This is a genomic window from Streptomyces krungchingensis, from assembly GCF_054729265.1.
Genome location: NZ_JBPUKY010000001.1, coordinates 7,230,776 through 7,246,150, shown reverse-complemented (window position 1 = coordinate 7,246,150; position 15,375 = coordinate 7,230,776). Strand labels below are relative to the sequence as shown.

General features: G+C 69.7%; 14 protein-coding genes and 2 riboswitches. Of the genes, 3 read left to right on the top strand and 11 right to left on the bottom strand.

Annotation, left to right across the window (positions count from 1 at the left end):
* Nucleotides 1-34: 34 nt before the first annotated feature.
* Complete coding sequence (locus ACSYGO_RS31850; protein ID WP_426677883.1) at nt 35-622, top strand: TIGR03086 family metal-binding protein; 588 nt, start codon at nt 35-37, stop codon at nt 620-622.
* Here ACSYGO_RS31850 and ACSYGO_RS31845 read toward each other — a convergent pair.
* From ACSYGO_RS31845 to ACSYGO_RS31795, 11 genes are all read right to left on the bottom strand, one after another.
* Nucleotides 609-1,469: a thioesterase family protein gene (locus ACSYGO_RS31845; protein ID WP_432172502.1), complete on the bottom strand. Its 861-nt coding sequence runs from the start codon at nt 1,467-1,469 to the stop codon at nt 609-611. The two genes, ACSYGO_RS31850 and ACSYGO_RS31845, sit on opposite strands and share 14 nt — an antisense overlap.
* Nucleotides 1,470-1,558: 89 nt before the next feature.
* Entirely contained in the window at nt 1,559-2,224 is a 666-nt protein-coding gene (locus ACSYGO_RS31840; protein ID WP_028805301.1) for a trimeric intracellular cation channel family protein, read from the bottom strand.
* 66 nt (nt 2,225-2,290) lie between these two features.
* Nucleotides 2,291-3,682 (bottom strand): M1 family metallopeptidase, encoded by a 1,392-nt coding sequence (locus ACSYGO_RS31835; RefSeq protein ID WP_460388546.1) that lies wholly within the window; start codon nt 3,680-3,682, stop codon nt 2,291-2,293.
* Nucleotides 3,683-3,778: 96 nt separating this feature from the next.
* The gene (locus ACSYGO_RS31830) at nt 3,779-5,335 is read right to left on the bottom strand and encodes an ABC transporter ATP-binding protein (RefSeq protein WP_460388545.1); all 1,557 of its coding nucleotides are present in this window, start codon (nt 5,333-5,335) and stop codon (nt 3,779-3,781) included.
* The gene (locus ACSYGO_RS31825) at nt 5,332-6,429 is read right to left on the bottom strand and encodes an ABC transporter ATP-binding protein (RefSeq protein WP_426677879.1); all 1,098 of its coding nucleotides are present in this window, start codon (nt 6,427-6,429) and stop codon (nt 5,332-5,334) included. Before ACSYGO_RS31825 ends, ACSYGO_RS31830 begins: the two co-directional genes overlap by 4 nt.
* Nucleotides 6,426-7,433, bottom strand: coding sequence for an ABC transporter permease (locus ACSYGO_RS31820; protein ID WP_345656998.1), 1,008 nt, complete (start codon nt 7,431-7,433; stop codon nt 6,426-6,428). The genes ACSYGO_RS31825 and ACSYGO_RS31820 overlap by 4 nt, the downstream gene beginning before the upstream one ends.
* A gap of 69 nt (nt 7,434-7,502) precedes the next feature.
* On the bottom strand, nt 7,503-9,254 hold the full coding sequence (locus tag ACSYGO_RS31815) for an ABC transporter substrate-binding protein (RefSeq protein WP_460388543.1): 1,752 nt from the start codon (nt 9,252-9,254) through the stop codon (nt 7,503-7,505).
* Between the two features lie 58 nt (nt 9,255-9,312).
* Entirely contained in the window at nt 9,313-10,311 is a 999-nt protein-coding gene (locus ACSYGO_RS31810) for an ABC transporter permease (protein WP_426677877.1), read from the bottom strand.
* Nucleotides 10,312-10,763: 452 nt separating this feature from the next.
* Complete coding sequence (locus ACSYGO_RS31805) at nt 10,764-11,564, bottom strand: enhanced serine sensitivity protein SseB C-terminal domain-containing protein (protein ID WP_426677876.1); 801 nt, start codon at nt 11,562-11,564, stop codon at nt 10,764-10,766.
* A gap of 183 nt (nt 11,565-11,747) precedes the next feature.
* Nucleotides 11,748-12,515 carry an enhanced serine sensitivity protein SseB gene (locus ACSYGO_RS31800; protein ID WP_426677875.1) on the bottom strand — a complete coding sequence of 256 codons (768 nt, stop codon included), beginning with the start codon at nt 12,513-12,515 and terminating at the stop codon, nt 11,748-11,750.
* A gap of 42 nt (nt 12,516-12,557) precedes the next feature.
* Complete coding sequence (locus tag ACSYGO_RS31795; protein WP_426678039.1) at nt 12,558-13,253, bottom strand: AAA family ATPase; 696 nt, start codon at nt 13,251-13,253, stop codon at nt 12,558-12,560.
* Nucleotides 13,254-13,421: 168 nt separating this feature from the next.
* Nucleotides 13,422-13,519: riboswitch (glycine riboswitch) on the top strand.
* A riboswitch (glycine riboswitch) is annotated at nt 13,520-13,632 on the top strand. It abuts the riboswitch before it with no gap.
* A 34-nt stretch (nt 13,633-13,666) separates the two neighbouring features.
* Here ACSYGO_RS31795 and gcvT point away from each other — a divergent pair.
* Together gcvT and gcvH are read left to right on the top strand one after the other, a co-directional pair.
* Nucleotides 13,667-14,785 carry a glycine cleavage system aminomethyltransferase GcvT gene (gene gcvT / locus ACSYGO_RS31790; RefSeq protein WP_460388540.1) on the top strand — a complete coding sequence of 373 codons (1,119 nt, stop codon included), beginning with the start codon at nt 13,667-13,669 and terminating at the stop codon, nt 14,783-14,785.
* 206 nt (nt 14,786-14,991) lie between these two features.
* Nucleotides 14,992-15,369: a glycine cleavage system protein GcvH gene (gene gcvH / locus ACSYGO_RS31785; protein ID WP_028805312.1), complete on the top strand. Its 378-nt coding sequence runs from the start codon at nt 14,992-14,994 to the stop codon at nt 15,367-15,369.
* Nucleotides 15,370-15,375 lie beyond the last annotated feature (6 nt).

Below are 15,375 nucleotides of genomic sequence, written 5' to 3'. Positions count from 1 at the left end.
CTGGGGGCACACCGAGACACGGAAGAGGTCAGCGATGAACGTCGATCCCCGCCCCCTGTACACCCGCACCGCCGAGCAGATCGCCGCCCTGGTCGGGACGGTGCGGCCGGAGCAGCTCGCAGGCCCCACCCCGTGCGCGGAGTTCGACGTGCGCACGCTGCTGTCGCACATCGTCGGCGGCACCCGTCGTATCGCGGTGATCGGGGCGGGCGGCGACGGACTGGCCGTGCGGCCGTTCGTCGACGGGGTGCCGGACGACGCGTGGAGCGCCACGTACGACGGGGCCAGGACCGAGGTCGACAAGGCATGGGCGGACGACGCGCGGCTGGACGCCCTGGTCCGGGTCCCGTGGGGAGAGGCTCCCGGACGGCAGGCGCTGTCCGGCTACGTCATGGAGGCGGTCACGCACACCTGGGACCTCTCCGACGCGCTCGGCCGGCCGCTCGCACTGGACCCGGAGCTCGCCGAGTTCGCGTTCGCGGTCGCCCGGCAGGTGCTGCCCGACGCACAGCGGGAGGACCCGGAGCTGCCGTTCGGCTCGGCGGTGCCGGCCCCCGAGGGGGCCGACGCCTACGAACGGCTGGCGGCCTGGCTGGGGCGGACGCCGCTCAGCCGAGCCTGACCCGCGCGAGCTGCCGGGACTGTGCGACCAGCCGGTCCTCGCTGTCCCAGACCTCCGCGTCCTCCTCCAGGAAGCCGCCGGCCAGGTTGCGGGTGGTGATCGAGACCCGCAGCGGGCCGGGCGCGGGACGGGAGCGCACGTGCACGGTCAGCTCGACCGTCGGCACCCAGCCGGAGAGACCGATCTCGAAGGCCGTCGGCGGCAGTGCGTCGACCGCGAGGAGCAGCGAGAGCGGGTCCGCGTCGCGGCCGTCGGAGAGGCCGAACCAGGCTCGCATCTCGCCCTTCCCGGACGGCGCGCCGAGCGCCCAGCCCAGGGTCGAGGGATCGAGCTTCAGGAACAGCCGGTCGGTGATCGCGGAGCTGCCGGGGACCGGTGCGGGGGCGTCCTGCGGGCCGAAGCACTGGTCCATCGGCGGGAACGCGGGCGGTCGCGCGGTCGTACGGACGTCGTCGGGCAGGGCGTCGAGGTCGCCGTACGAGGCGAGCACGCGGATGCGCTCGACCTCGCGGCCCTCGTCGTCGTACTGGAAGAGGGACGCCTGGCCGGTCGACAGGGTCCGGCCGGTGCGGACGACGTCCGTGCGGACCACCGCCGGCCCCGGCTGGGACGCGGTCAGGTAGTGCGCGGAGATGGTGAACGGGTCGGCGTGCGGCAGGGCGTCCGCGAGCGCGCGCCCCAGGACGGCGAGCAGGTAGCCGCCGTTGACGGCGTTGATGATCGTCCATCCGGCGGAGAGGTCGATGTCGTAGACGCCGGGTTCGCGCAGGGTGACCGCGGTGTCGCGGTCGAACTCGCTGTCGCCGATCGTGGCCCGTACGGCCTGTACCGAAGCTGCTTCTGCCATGCGTGAACAGTACAACAGGTAATTACTAAGCGGTAGCTTTCCATGGTGCGCTCGTGTGACATCGTCACCTCCGGCGCCCTCGGCCCGTCCTACGGGGTCTCCTCCTCGGTCACCGTCGAACGACGGTTCCACGCGCGCGGCGCCCGCCAGTGGTACCGCATCGCCAGCAGTCGCAGGACGAAGGCCGTGACGACCGCGAGGCCGCTGGTGAACGGGGTCAGCACGTCGTAGTAGATGCACAGCACGACCATCGTGGCGCCGACCATCGCGGGCACCGCGTACAGATCGCGGTCCCAGCGCAGCAGCGAGGGCACCTCGTTGGCCAGCACGTCGCGCAGCACACCGCCGCCGACCGCGGTGGCCAGGCCGAGCGCGGCGGACTGCGGCAGACCGAGCCCGTACTCGTACGCCTTCGTGGTGCCCGCGACGCAGAACAGGCCGAGACCGGCCGCGTCGAAGACGTTGACGCCGACCTGGATGCGCTCGACATGGGGGTGGAGGAAGAAGACCAGCAGGGCGGCGAGCAGCGGGGTGCTGAAGTAGCCGAGGTCGGTGAACGCGGCCGGCGGCACGGCGCCGATCATCAGGTCCCGGAACAGCCCTCCGCCCAGCGCGGTGACCTCGGCGAGCACGGCGATGCCGAAGACGTCGAAGTTCTTGCGGACGGCCAGCAGCGCGCCGGAGATCGCGAAGACGAAGATCCCCACGAGGTCGAGCACATGCTGGACGGAGGGGCTGAACAGTTCCTGAAGCACCCGAACATTCTCACCCGCCGACGGGCCTGAACCTTACAAAGCAAGGCCCGCGACAGGTGATACGGCCTACACCACCGGCTTGCCCGTCGTGTAGATCCACGTCTGGAAGAGATCGTCGAGCTGCTGTCCCGAGATCTTCTCGGCGAGCCGGACGAAGTCGGCGGTGTTCGCGTTGCCGTAGCGGTGCAGCTTCGTCCAGGCGGGCAGCAGCTTGAAGAACGCCTGGTCGCCGATGCGCTCGCGCAGCATCTGGAGCGTCATCGCACCACGCTGGTAGACCGCCGAGGCGAACATCGTGTCGCGCTGCGGGTCGGCGACCGTGATCTGCCAGAAGGAGGAGTCCGCCGGCCGCGCGTTGTATCCGGCGAGGAACGAGTCGTGCGCCGAGCGGATGCCCTTGTGCTCGGACCACAGCCACTGGGCGTAGGTGGCGAATCCCTCGTTGAGCCAGATGTCCTTCCAGCGCTCCACCGAGACCGAGTCGCCGAACCACTGGTGGGCCAGCTCGTGGACGATGGTCGACTCGGAGCGCACGGCGGAGTACGCGGGCTTGGACTGGACCTCCAGGGAGAACCCGGCCTGCGGCATGTCGTCGACGATGGCGCCGGTCTCCTCGAAGGGGTAGGGACCGAAGACCTGCGACCAGTAGTCGGTGGCCTCGGCCGTGACGCCGTACACGTCGACGCTGTTGCTGTTGGCCAGCACCGGGTCGATGGCGACGTAGACGGGTGTCCCGGCCGGCGTCTTCCCGGTCTTCACGTCGAACTTGCCGATGGTCGCGGTCGCGAGATAGGTGGCCATGGGCCGGCTCTCGCGCCAGTGCGCGACGGTCTGGCCGCCCTTGTCGTACGTCGAGACGAGACGGCCGTTCGAGACCCCGGTCAGGCCCTGGGGAGCCTTGATCCTGATGTCGTACGTCGCCTTGTCGGAGGGATGGTCGCTGGACGGGAACCAGGTGGAGGCGGCGTTGGGTTCACAGGCGACGAAGACGCCGTCCGTGGTCTTCATCCACCCGTAGTCGGAGCCGAAGACGATGGGGCCGTTGAGGGCTTCGGGGACGCCTCCGTAGGTGACGGTCACCGTGAAGTTCTTGCCCTTGGGCAGAGTGCCGCGCGGGGTGATGTGGATCTCGTCGCCCGCGCGTGTGAAGTCGGCGCGTCTGCCGTTCACCTCGACCTTCGTGACATCCAGCTTCTGGAGGTCCAGGTCGAAGGCGGACAGGCTCTGGGTGGCGCGGGCGGTGATGGTCGTCCGGCCGTCGAGGCGGTCGGTGTCCGGGTTGTAGGCCACGTCGAGGTCGTAGTGGCGGGCGTCGAAGCCGCCGTTGCCCAGTTGCGGGAAGTACGGGTCACCGATGCCGTCGGCGCCCGGGGTCGGGGCGGAGGAGGCGGCGATGACGAGGAAGGAGGCCGCCGCGGTGGCGAGGGCCCCTAAACGTGCCGAACGGGAGAGTGCCATGAGCGTCCCTTTCGAACGTGTTCCGAACTAACGGACACGCGAGACTCTGCACTCTCCCGTTCAGGCGTGTTCATGACTTTGCCAAGTCGTCATGGCCTACTTGCCGGTTGACTCCTGACGATCGGATTCCGCGGCCTCGGGCTTCGCCTCGGCGTCGGCCTCCGACCCGGAGCCGGACGCGGACTCGGACTCGGCCTCACCGGAGGACTCGCCCTCGGTCTCGTCCCCGGCCTCGGACTCGGCCTCGGACTCGGACTCGGCGGCGTCGGCGGGAGCCTCCGCGGCCTCGTCGCCGGCGGCCTCGGCCACCGTCTCCGCCTCGGCAGAAGCCTCCGCTTCCGCGGTCTCGGCGTCGGCGTCGGCGTCGGCGTCGGCGGAAGCCTCAGCCTCGACGGGAGCCTTCTCCTCGGCGGCGGTGTCCGCGACAGCCGCGGTCTCCTCCGCGTCGGCCTCGGCCGTCGCCTCGGCAGCACCCTCGCCGCTCTCGGCCGGCGTCTCGGCGGCGGCCGGAACCACCAGCTCCACCGCCTCCTTCGCCACCGACAGCAGCACCGTGTCCTGCGGCGCCTGGTCCTCGGCGTTCTCCGGGTGGTGGCAGGCGACCCGCTGACCGGGCCTCAGCTCCAGCAGCGGCGGCTCGGTCGTCCTGCAGACCTCCGTGGCCTTCCAGCACCGGGTGTGGAAACGGCAGCCGGTCGGCGGGGAGATCGGCGAGGGAACGTCGCCGCGCAGCAGGATGCGCTCGCTCTTCGCGCCCCGGCGCTTGGGGTCCGGCACCGGCACGGCCGACATCAGGGCCTTGGTGTACGGGTGCATCGGCGCCTCGTACAGCGAGGTGCGGTCGGCGAGCTCGACGATCTTGCCGAGGTACATCACGGCGATGCGGTCCGAGACATGGCGGACGACGGACAGGTCGTGCGCGATGATCACGTACGTGAGGCCGAGCTCCGACTGGAGGTCGTCCATCAGGTTGACGACCTGCGCCTGGATCGACACGTCCAGCGCGGACACCGGCTCGTCCGCGACGACCAGCTTCGGCTTCAGGGCGAGCGCGCGGGCGATGCCGATGCGCTGCCGCTGACCGCCGGAGAACTCGTGCGGGTAGCGGTTGAAGTGCTCGGGGCTCAGACCCACCAGCTCCAGGAGCCGCTGGACCTCCTTCTTCACCCCGCCCTCGGGCTCCACGCCCTGGAGCCGGAAGGGCGCCGAGACGATCGAGCCGATGGTGTGCCGGGGGTTCAGCGACCCGTACGGGTCCTGGAAGATCATCTGGATGTCCCGGCGCAGCGGGCGCATCCCTCCCGCGCTGAGCCGGGTGATGTCCTTGCCCTCGAACTCGATGGTGCCGCCGGTCGGGTCCTGGAGGCGGGTGATGACCCGTCCCATGGTCGACTTGCCGCAGCCGGACTCGCCGACGACGCCGAGGGTCTCGCCCTTGCGGACCTCGAAGTCGATGCCGTCGACGGCCTTGACCGCGGCGACCTGGCGCTGGAGGACTCCCTTGCGGATCGGGAAGTGCTTCTGAAGCCCCCGGACCCGGAGCAGGACCTCACGGTCGTCCGAGCCCTCCGCGGACTTCGCGCGGTCCTCGGTGGCCGTTGCCTGCTGCGGGATCACCGCGTCGGCGGCGTCCGTCTTCTTCGTTTCGCTCACAGCTTCGGCGCAATCTCTTCGGTCCAGATCCGCGTCCGGTCCTCCTGCGAGAGGTGGCAGGCGGTGTAGTGACCGCTGCCGACCAGCTGGAGGTCGGGGCGCACGGTGCGGGTGACGTCACCCTTGGGCAGGTCCGCGTACGGGCAGCGCGGGTGGAAGGCACAGCCCGAGGGGACGTTGATGAGGCTCGGCGGCTGACCCTTGACCGGGATGAGCCGGTCGGACGTCTCCCGGTCGATACGCGGCATCGAGCCGAGCAGACCCCAGGTGTAGGGGTGCTGCGGGCGCTCGAAGATCGTGTCGACGGGACCGCGCTCCACGCACCGGCCGCCGTACATCACGAGGACGTCGTCGGCGATCTCGGCGACCACACCCAGGTCGTGGGTGATGATGACGACCGCGGAACCGAACTCCTTCTGCAGATCACGGATGAGGTCGAGGATCTGCGCCTGGACGGTCACGTCCAGGGCGGTCGTCGGCTCGTCCGCGATGAGCAGCTCGGGGTTGTTGACCAGCGCCATCGCGATCATCGCGCGCTGGCGCATACCGCCGGAGAACTCGTGCGGGTAGCTGTCGACCCGCTTGCCGGGCTCGGGGATGCCCACGCGGTCGAGCATCTCGACGGCACGCTTGCGCGCCGTCTTCTTGTCGACCTTGTGGTGGACCCGGTACGCCTCGACGATCTGGCTGCCGACCGTGTAGTACGGGTGCATCGCCGAGAGCGGGTCCTGGAAGATCATCGCCATCTCGCGGCCGCGGAGCTTGCGCACCTCGTCCGGGTCGGCGTTGACCAGTTCCTTGCCGTCCAGCCAGATCTCGCCGGACATCTGGACGTTCTTGCCCCGCGCGCCGAGCCGGTGCAGACCCATGATGGCCAGCGAGGTGACGGACTTGCCGGAGCCCGACTCACCCACGATGGAGAGGGTCTTGCCCTTCTCCAGCGCGAAGCTGAGCCCGTCGACGGACTTGACCAGGCCGTCGTCGGTCGGGAAGTGCACCTTGAGGTCACGCACTTCGAGGAACGCGCTCGGCGCGTCCGAGGGGGCGTTGACGGGCTCGCCCACCGCGGCGCCGGTCTTGGAGAGTTCGGTCACGAGAGCCTCACCCGCGGGTCGGCGGCCGCGTAGAGCAGGTCCACCAGAAGATTTGCGATCACGACGAAGAAGGCGGCGAGCAGGGTCACGCCCAGGATCGGGGGCAGGTCGTTGTCCTCGATGGCCTGCACCGCGTACTGGCCGACACCGTGCAGGGAGAACACGGTCTCGGTGATCAGCGCACCGCCGAGCAGCAGACCGAGGTCCATGCCGAAGACGGTGATGATCGGGGTGAGGGCAGCGCGCAGTCCGTGCCGGACCACGACGTTGCGCTCGCGCAGGCCCTTGGCGCGGGCCGTGCGGATGAAGTCCTCGTTCATCGTCTCCAGCATGCCCGAGCGGGTGAGCCGCGCGTAGATGGCGGAGTACAGGAGCGCCAGTGAACACCAGGCGGGGAAGAGGGTGTTGGCCCACTGCGCCGGGTTCTCGGTGAACGGGACGTACGTGCGGCCGAAGATCGGCCACTGGTAGGTGAAGAGGAGGATCGCCAGGTTGCCCGTGAAGAACATGGGCAGCGAGACGCCCGCGAGCGCGACACCCATGAAGGCGCGGTCGAAGAACGAGCGCGGCTTCAGCGCGGAGATCACACCGACCGCCACGCCCGAGATCAGCCACAGGACGGCGGCACCCGCTGCGAGCGAGATGGTCACCGGAAGGCGGGAGGTCAGCTGGGGCCACACCGCGACGTGGGTCTTGAACGAGTACCCGAAGCACGGCGCGTTGCAGTGCACCGTGGTGGGGCCCAGGTCATAGGTGGCGCCGGCCACGATCCCCTTGATGAAGTGCCAGTACTGGACGTACAGGGGTTGGTCCAGACCGAGGTTGTGCTTGACCGCGGCGATGTCGGCCTTCGACGGGCTCTTACCGATGTACTGCTGCGCCAGCTGGTCCGCGGACTGGCCGGCGAGCCGTGGCAGCAGGAAGAAGATGGCGAAGGTGACCGCGGAGACGACCAGCAGCAGGATCACTGCCGCTACCGTCCGACGGAGGATGTACGAGATCACGGGGATCGGCGCTGGTGCCCGCGGGCTGAGCCCGCGGGCACCAATGCCTTCACCTGCCTTCCGGGGCTGCTACTTCTTGGTGGTGCCGATGTTGAGGTAGTCGTACTGACCGCTGAAGGCCGCCGTGGACACCAGGTTGGTGTAGCCCTGCGGGCGGGCCAGCAGGACCTTGAAGTAGGTCAGCGGGACGAGAACCGCGTCGTCCATGGTCTGCTTGTCGATCTGCGTGTACAGCGTGTTGCGCGCCGCGTCGTCCTGGGTGCCGATCGCCTTCTCGAGGAGGGCGTTGACGTCCTTGTTGTCGTACTGCGACAGGTTGGTGTTACCGGAGTCGCCGATCGCGGAGCCGTTCAGGATCTGCTGCAGGAAGCCGTAGCCGGACGGCCAGTCGGCGCCCCACTGCATCATGATCAGGCCGATGTTCTGCTTCTCGGTGAACTTCGGCACACCCGCGTAGTCGGTGAAGTACTTGCCCGACGGGTACTGCTTCAGGCTGGCGTCGATGCCGACCTTCTTCAGCGAGTTGATGATCGCGGTGGCGGCGTCGATCTCCTGCGGGCGGTCGCTGCGCGCGGAGATGTTCGTCTTGATGCTCGACTTGCCGCAGGCCTTCAGCTGCTCCTTGGCCTTGGCCTCGTCGCCCTTGTTGCCGGCGGACGCGTAGACGTCCGACTTCTCGTAGCCCGGGATGTCCGGCGGGAGAACGGTGGAGGCCACGTCACCACGGATCGGGCCGCCCTCGGCGGTCTGCACCGAGACCTTGTCGATCGCGAACTGCACGGCCTTGCGGCACTCGACCTTGTCGAACGGCTTCACCTTGGTGTTGATCGCCATGTAGACGAGACGGCCACCGTAGGTGTTGTCCGTGCCGGCCTTCTTCTCGGCGGAGCTGAGCAGCTGCGCCTGGGTCGCGGCCTGGACACCCGTACCACCGAGGTCGATCGCGTCGCCCGCGAGGACGTCCTTGTCGATCGTCTCGGCGTTGACCTTCAGGTTGACGACGATCTTGTCCGGGTACTGCTTGCGCAGCGGGTCGGTCTTCGCGTCCCAGTTCTCGTTGCGCACGAGGACGGCCTGCTTGCCCTCGGAGTAGCTCTGGAACTTGTAGGAGCCCGAGGAGACGATGCTCTTGACGTAGTCGACGCCCTTGTCCTTGGCCTGGGGCACCGGAGCAGTCTGCGGGGCGGCGACCAGGTAGTCGAACTCCTGGAAGGCCGTCTTCAGGTGGAAGACGATCGTGGTGTCGTCGGGGGTCTCGATCGACGACAGGCCCTTGGCGCTCTTGTCCTTGTAGGGGCCCTTGTACTTGTCGCCGCCGGCCAGGAACTGCTGGAAGTAGTTCGGGCCGAGGGAGAGCACGTCACGCGCGAAGTTCGAGCGCTCGACGGCGTACTTGACGTCCTTCGAGGTGATCGCGGAGCCGTCCTGGTACTTCAGGCCCGAACGCAGCTTGTACGTCCAGGTCTTGCCGCCGTCGCTCGGGACGCCCTTGCTCTCGGCGAGGTCCGGGACGAGGGTGTTGCCCTTCTCGCCGGCGCCGGGCTGGAACGTCATCAGCGGGCGGGCGTACAGCCGGCTGAGGTTGTACATGTACGCGTAGTACGTGTTGCCGGGGTCGAAGGAGTCCGGGACGTCGGACAGCTCGTAGGTGACCGTCCCGCCCTTCTTCGTGGAGGCGTTGACGACATCCTTGGTCGCGGCGTTGGCCCCAGCCGATTTGTTGCCGTTGTCGTTCTTGTTGTCATCGGCCTTGCTGCAGCCTGCAACGAGCAGGCTCGCGGAGCCGATGGCCGCGATAGCGGCCAGCGCTGACCTTCGCATGATGGTCGGGTTCCCCTCCATTGTCGGAAACTTGATGGACTCTCGTTGTCGGCAGGCGTCAGCGACTGCGCGGGTCGAGAGCGTCGCGGAGACCGTCGCCCAGCAGGTTGAACGCCAGGACGGTCACGAAGATGGCGAGACCAGGCACGATCATGAACTGCGGGTCCACCTCGTAGAAGGTGACCGCCTCCCTGAGCATGCCGCCCCACGACGCCTGCGGGGGCTGGATGCCGACCCCGAGGAAGCTCAGGGACGCCTCGAAGAGGATGTTGGTCGGGATGAGCAGCGTCGAGTAGACGATGATCGGGCCGACCAGGTTGGGCAGCAGCTCCCGGAAGAGGATGTACGGGCCCTTGGCGCCCATGCCCCGGGAGGCGTCCACGAATTCCCGCTCGCGCAGGGCAAGCGTCTGACCGCGGACGATACGGCCCAGGTAGGGCCAGTTGAAGAAGCCGATGACGAAGATCAGCACGCTCAGGTGGAGCGGCAGCCCTTCGAGCCCGAACGCGCCGCCCTGGAGGGTGGCGGAGATGGCGATGGCGAAGAGCAGGAGGGGGAAGGCGAGGAAGGTGTCCATCAGGCGACTGATGATCGAGTCGACCCGCCCGCCGTAGTAGCCGGCGACGACGCCCAGGATCGCGCCGATCACGTTGGACAGGATGGTGGCGCCGAAGGCGACCACCAGCGACACCCAGGAGCCCTCCAGGATGCGGGTGGCGATGTCGCGGCCGAACTTCGGGTCCACGCCCAGCGGGTGGTCCGCGCTCATGCCGCCGAGGCCGCCCTTGGGCAGCGAGGTGTTGGGGTCGATCAGATCCTGGTGGAAGGCGTTCGGGTCCAGCCCGAACATCGCCTGGATGGGCCGCGAGAGCACGGCCAGCAGGATGAGCAGCACGACGATGACACCGCCGGCAACCGCCACCTTGTCGCGCTTGAAGCGCGTCCAGGCGATCTGTCCCAGGGAACGGCCCTCGATCTGCCCCTTTTCGACACCGGCAAGCACAGCCTCCGGCTGCGCTTCCGGTCCCGCCCCGGTGGTCTCGATCGGTGCGGTCACAGTGACCCGACCCCTCTCGCCGGTGGTGACCGGCCTACGCCCGCCGCTGTCTGCGGCTTGGTTCACTTGCGTGCCGGGAGGTCGGCCGCAGATGGTGCGGCCTGGTGACCCGGCTGATCGTTCGACTTGCACTCGCTCACAGGATCGATGACCCCATGTCTGATGGGCGAGTCTTCAGTGCCGCCACGATCACGTGCCAGGTCTGATGGAGAAAGTATGCGCAACCGTGATGCTCTTAGGGGGATTCCGTTATCCGAACAGTGGGTAACGCGAGACGGACGGGGGGCAGTTGCGCCGGAAGGGGCCATGAGGCCCTCTTTCGGCACGCGTCCTCCCCAACCCGGACAAGCAGCCCTTACGCCGGTTCCCGTGCAGGTCAGGCGTGAGACACCGCCGCGGGGGACGCCTCCGCGACCGCCCTGCCACGGACGGCGGGCCGTCGGCGTGCGCCGTCAGTATCCGCCGCGGGCCGGCGGATAACCGTAGCCGCCCGCCATCGGCGCCTGGGCCGGGGCCGCGTGGGCCTCACGGTCGTAGAACGGCCGGGCGTTGGCCCGCAGCCACATGGCCACCGGGTCGTACTCGTCGGACATCGCCACGGTCGAGACGGGCAGCCCGTCGGGGACCGCGCCGATGGACTGCTGCATCATGGCGCGCACCGAGTCGACCGCGGGCGGCGAAGTGTCGTACACGTCAAGGCCGATGGCGAGATAGGGCGCCCCGAGCGCCGGCTGCACCCAGGCGCGGCGCAGCGACCGCACGGCGGAGGTGCGGTGCGCGTTCTGCGTGAGCAGGGCGTAGAACTGCGGGATCTCGATGCCCGGTTCGGACAGTCGCAGCGGTCCGGCGGGCTGCCGCTCCAGGCCCGCGGCGATGCGCCGCAGGTCCAGCCAGGGGATGCCCAGGCCGCCGCCGGGCGCGTGCGGATTGAGCCAGAGGCCGAAATGGTCGGGGTAGAGGGTGCGGGCGACGTCGAGGCCGTCGACCACCTCGTACGAGCGGTTCCAGCCGCTGGCCGAGAGCTCCTGGGCGGAGGTGACGCACGGCGCGTACCCGAAGCCGTCCACCTCCATGTTCCCGTACTGGGCGTCCGGGGACCCGGCCTGGCCGTGCCACAGGAGCATCCAGACCTGACCGGACGACGGGGTCGCGAGCGCGCGAAGGAGCGCCTCGTAGGCGTCGTAGCGCCCGGGGGTCACCTGGCGCAGCATGTGCTCGACCTGCCCGGCCGCGGCCGTGCCCGACGCGCTCACCCTCAACCGCCCCTTCGCGAACAATTCACGACGAACTCATCCAATACGCCCGAGCCACCGGTGACGAACCTGCGTCAACACCTCGACCGAGCCATGAAACCAGCTTAAGCGGCGATCCTGACAGCGACTTGACGCACGGCGTCACGGGTCTCCGTGGTGTCACCGCTCACGCGCGTGCCGGGGTCAGTGCTCGCGCTGGTAGAAGGGCCGCACCTGGGCGCGCATCCAGTCGCCCACCGGGTCCTGGGCGACGTCCAGGAGAACCAGGTTCACGGCGTGGCCGACCGGGACCCGGCCGAGGGCACGGCCCAGCGCGTCGAGCGGGAGGGTGCGGGCGTCGCCCTCCCACTGGGAGAGCTCGACGCCGATGAACATCACCGGGTCGCCGCCCTCGATGCTGGCCAGGCAGCGGCGGGCGCTGATCACGACGCCGGTCGCGGCGAACTCGGCCGACGCGGCGGACAGGAAGTCCACCGGGTCGTCCTGCCAGTCGGGCTCGAACAGCCGCACCCGGCCGCCGCTCGCCGGCCCGTCCAGCGGGGTCCGCCCCGCCCGGCACAGCTCGGCCACCGCGAGGGGCGGCAGCGGTACGCCGACCACGCCGTCCGGGTTGACCGCGATGCCGACCTGGGGCGGCAAGCCCCGGGCGAACTCGACGGCGGGCGCGATCGTGTACGAGAGACGGCCGCCGGTGACCTGGCGGAACTGCTCCTCGGAGCTGAACACGGGGACGTACGCCTGGCCCTCGATCTCCAGCGTCGGCAGGTCGAGGGGGCCGCTGTGCGGACCGCCGCCTTTCGGCAGGGGCACCCAGACGAAGCTGCGGCCGAGGACCTCGACGATGCGGGCACCGGCCGAGGGCACGCCGAGCGAGGCGGACAGCACCTCCTCCAGCTCGTTGCCGGGCCATCCGCCGTGCGGATGGGGGTGCGCCTGTGCCGGGAAGTCCATCTGTCTACCGCCTGCTTCGAACCACTGTTCCGGCTGGAAAGATTAGTGGGCGCCGGTGACGGCCCGGCCGTCGAAGTCGATCCGGCGCAGCACGTCCGCCGCCTCACGGTCGATGAGCACCGCCGAGCCGCACCCCTCGGGCAGGTCGCCCTTCTCCACGGCGCGCAGCAGCCGGGTCACGGCTCCGCGATGCCGCGCGAAGGCGTAGCGCGAGACACCGCGGCCCCGGTCGTGCTGGCCCCGGAGCGCCGTGCCGGGCGGGACGTCGAGCAGCAGCAGGTGCAGCGAGCCGCCCCGGCGCCGGGCCTCCCGGGCCAGCCAGCGGCGCACCCAGGCCTGCGTGCCGCAGTCGTGCACGACGACGCCGGCGCCGGAGCGCAGCGCGCGACGCAGCCCCGCGTAGTGCGCGAGGCGGACGAAGGGGCGGTAGACCGCGTACGGCAGCCATCGGGCCATCCCGGCGTCCCAGCGGTCACGGGTGTCCTGGGAGTCGATGCGCGGGCCCGTGACGGCACGGCGCATCAGGGTCGACTTGCCGCTGCCGGGCAGCCCCGTGACCACCACGACGTCGGACGCCCCGAAGAGCAGGCCGTGCGGGCTGTGCCCGGCGCGGGCCCTGAGGTCGCGGACGACGGCCGCCGGGAGCGGGCCGCAGGCCTCCCGGGCCGGGGCGCCGGGTTGCTTGGGCAGGGCAATTCCCGAGGTCGTCGCGTACGCCGTGGTCCTGTTCACCGTGATCGTCCTCCCCTTGGGTGTGGAGTCCCATCCCCGTCGAGTGTAAAGAGAAGGTAATGCGTCGTCTCTCTCGTTTCCGTACTCGGACTGCCACAGGCCGGTTACAGATGCGGACTGCCCCGATCGGACGGCGCGTGCAATGATGTGCGCGCCAACTGCATACCGGCCGCTTGAATCCGCGCGGGAGAGTCCTGGGGTACGAGTCCCCGGGCGCCGAAGGAGCAAGTCCCTCCCTTGAATCTCTCAGGCCCCGTTACCGCGCGGGCGAGGCACATCTGAAAAGCGGGCCGCTGACCAGTGGCTCCACCCAAGGTGCAAGTCATGACCACCGTTTCGTGGGGTCGTGGCGAACCTCTCAGGTTCCGATGACAGATGGGGAGGAACGACCTCGCCGTCATGCCTTGGGAGCCCCACCGATGAGCAGCAACGCACCCCGTCACACCGCGCTCGATGCCCTGCATCGCTCGCTCGGCGCGACGATGACCGACTTCGCAGGCTGGGACATGCCCCTGCGGTACGGCTCCGAGCGCGACGAGCACCTCGCCGTCCGCACGAATGCCGGTCTGTTCGACCTCTCGCACATGGGCGAGATCACCGTCACCGGGCCGCAGGCCGCCGCCCTGCTGAACTACGCCCTGGTCGGCAACATCGCCTCCGTCGGCGTCGGCCGCGCGCGCTACACGATGATCTGCCAGGAGGACGGCGGCATCCTCGACGACCTGATCGTCTACCGGCTCGCCGAGACCGAGTACATGGTCGTCGCCAACGCCTCCAACGCCCAGGTGGTCCTCGACGCGCTCACCGAGCGTGCGGACGGGTTCGACGCCGAGGTCCGCGACGACCGCGACGCGTACGCCCTGATCGCCGTGCAGGGCCCCGAGTCCCCCGGCATCCTCAAGTCGCTCACCGACGCGGACCTGGACGGCCTGAAGTACTACGCGGGCCTGCCGGGCACCGTGGCCGGCGTCCCGGCGCTCATCGCCCGCACCGGCTACACCGGTGAGGACGGCTTCGAGCTGTTCGTGGCGCCCGCGGACGCCGAGCGGCTGTGGCAGGCACTGACCGAGGCGGGCGCCCCCGTCGGCCTCGTCCCCTGCGGCCTGTCCTGCCGCGACACGCTGCGCCTGGAGGCCGGCATGCCGCTGTACGGGCACGAGCTGACCACCTCGCTGACGCCCTTCGACGCCGGGCTCGGGCGGGTCGTGAAGTTCGAGAAGGAGGGCGACTTCGTGGGGCGCAAGGCCCTGGAGGCCGCCGCCGAGCGGGCCGAGAAGAACCCTCCGCGGGTGCTCGTCGGCCTGATCGCCGAGGGCCGTCGTGTGCCGCGCGCCGGGTACACCGTCGTCGCCGGCGGCACGGTGATCGGCGAGGTCACCTCGGGCGCCCCCTCCCCGACGCTGGGCAAGCCGATCGCGATCGCGTACGTCGACGCCGCGCACGCGGCGCCCGGGTCCGCCGGGGTCGGCGTGGACATCCGGGGCAGCCACGAGCCGTACGAGGTCGTGGCCCTGCCGTTCTACAAGCGCCAGAAGTAGGCACCGGGCGCGCGACGGGCGCCATGGGCACCGGAAGGAAGCGGACCGAGGGAGCGCCGCGGGGGTACCCGCGCGCGTTGGTGCGTGACCTGTGCCCCGGCGTGCCGTCTCGTATCCCATGACCACCCCTCCCCCGTTCCCGGCTTCGTCCGGGCACGGGGTACCCCCGACATCAGCAGTCCCCCGCGTACAGGAGAATTCAGGCCATGAGCAACCCCCAGCAGCTGCGCTACAGCAAGGAGCACGAGTGGCTGTCGGTCGCCGAGGACGGCGTCTCGACGGTCGGCATCACCGAGTTCGCGGCCAACGCGCTCGGCGACGTCGTCTACGCCCAGCTTCCGGAGGTCGGTGACACGGTGACCGCGGGCGAGTCCTGCGGCGAGCTGGAGTCGACCAAGTCGGTCAGCGACCTCTACGCGCCGGTCACCGGCGAGGTCGTCGAGGCCAACCAGGACGTGGTGGACGACCCGTCGCTGGTGAACTCCGCCCCCTTCGAGGGCGGCTGGCTGTTCAAGGTACGCGTCACGGACGAGCCGGAGGACCTCATGTCCGCGGACGAGTACACCGCTTTCACCGCCGGCTGAGGAGTC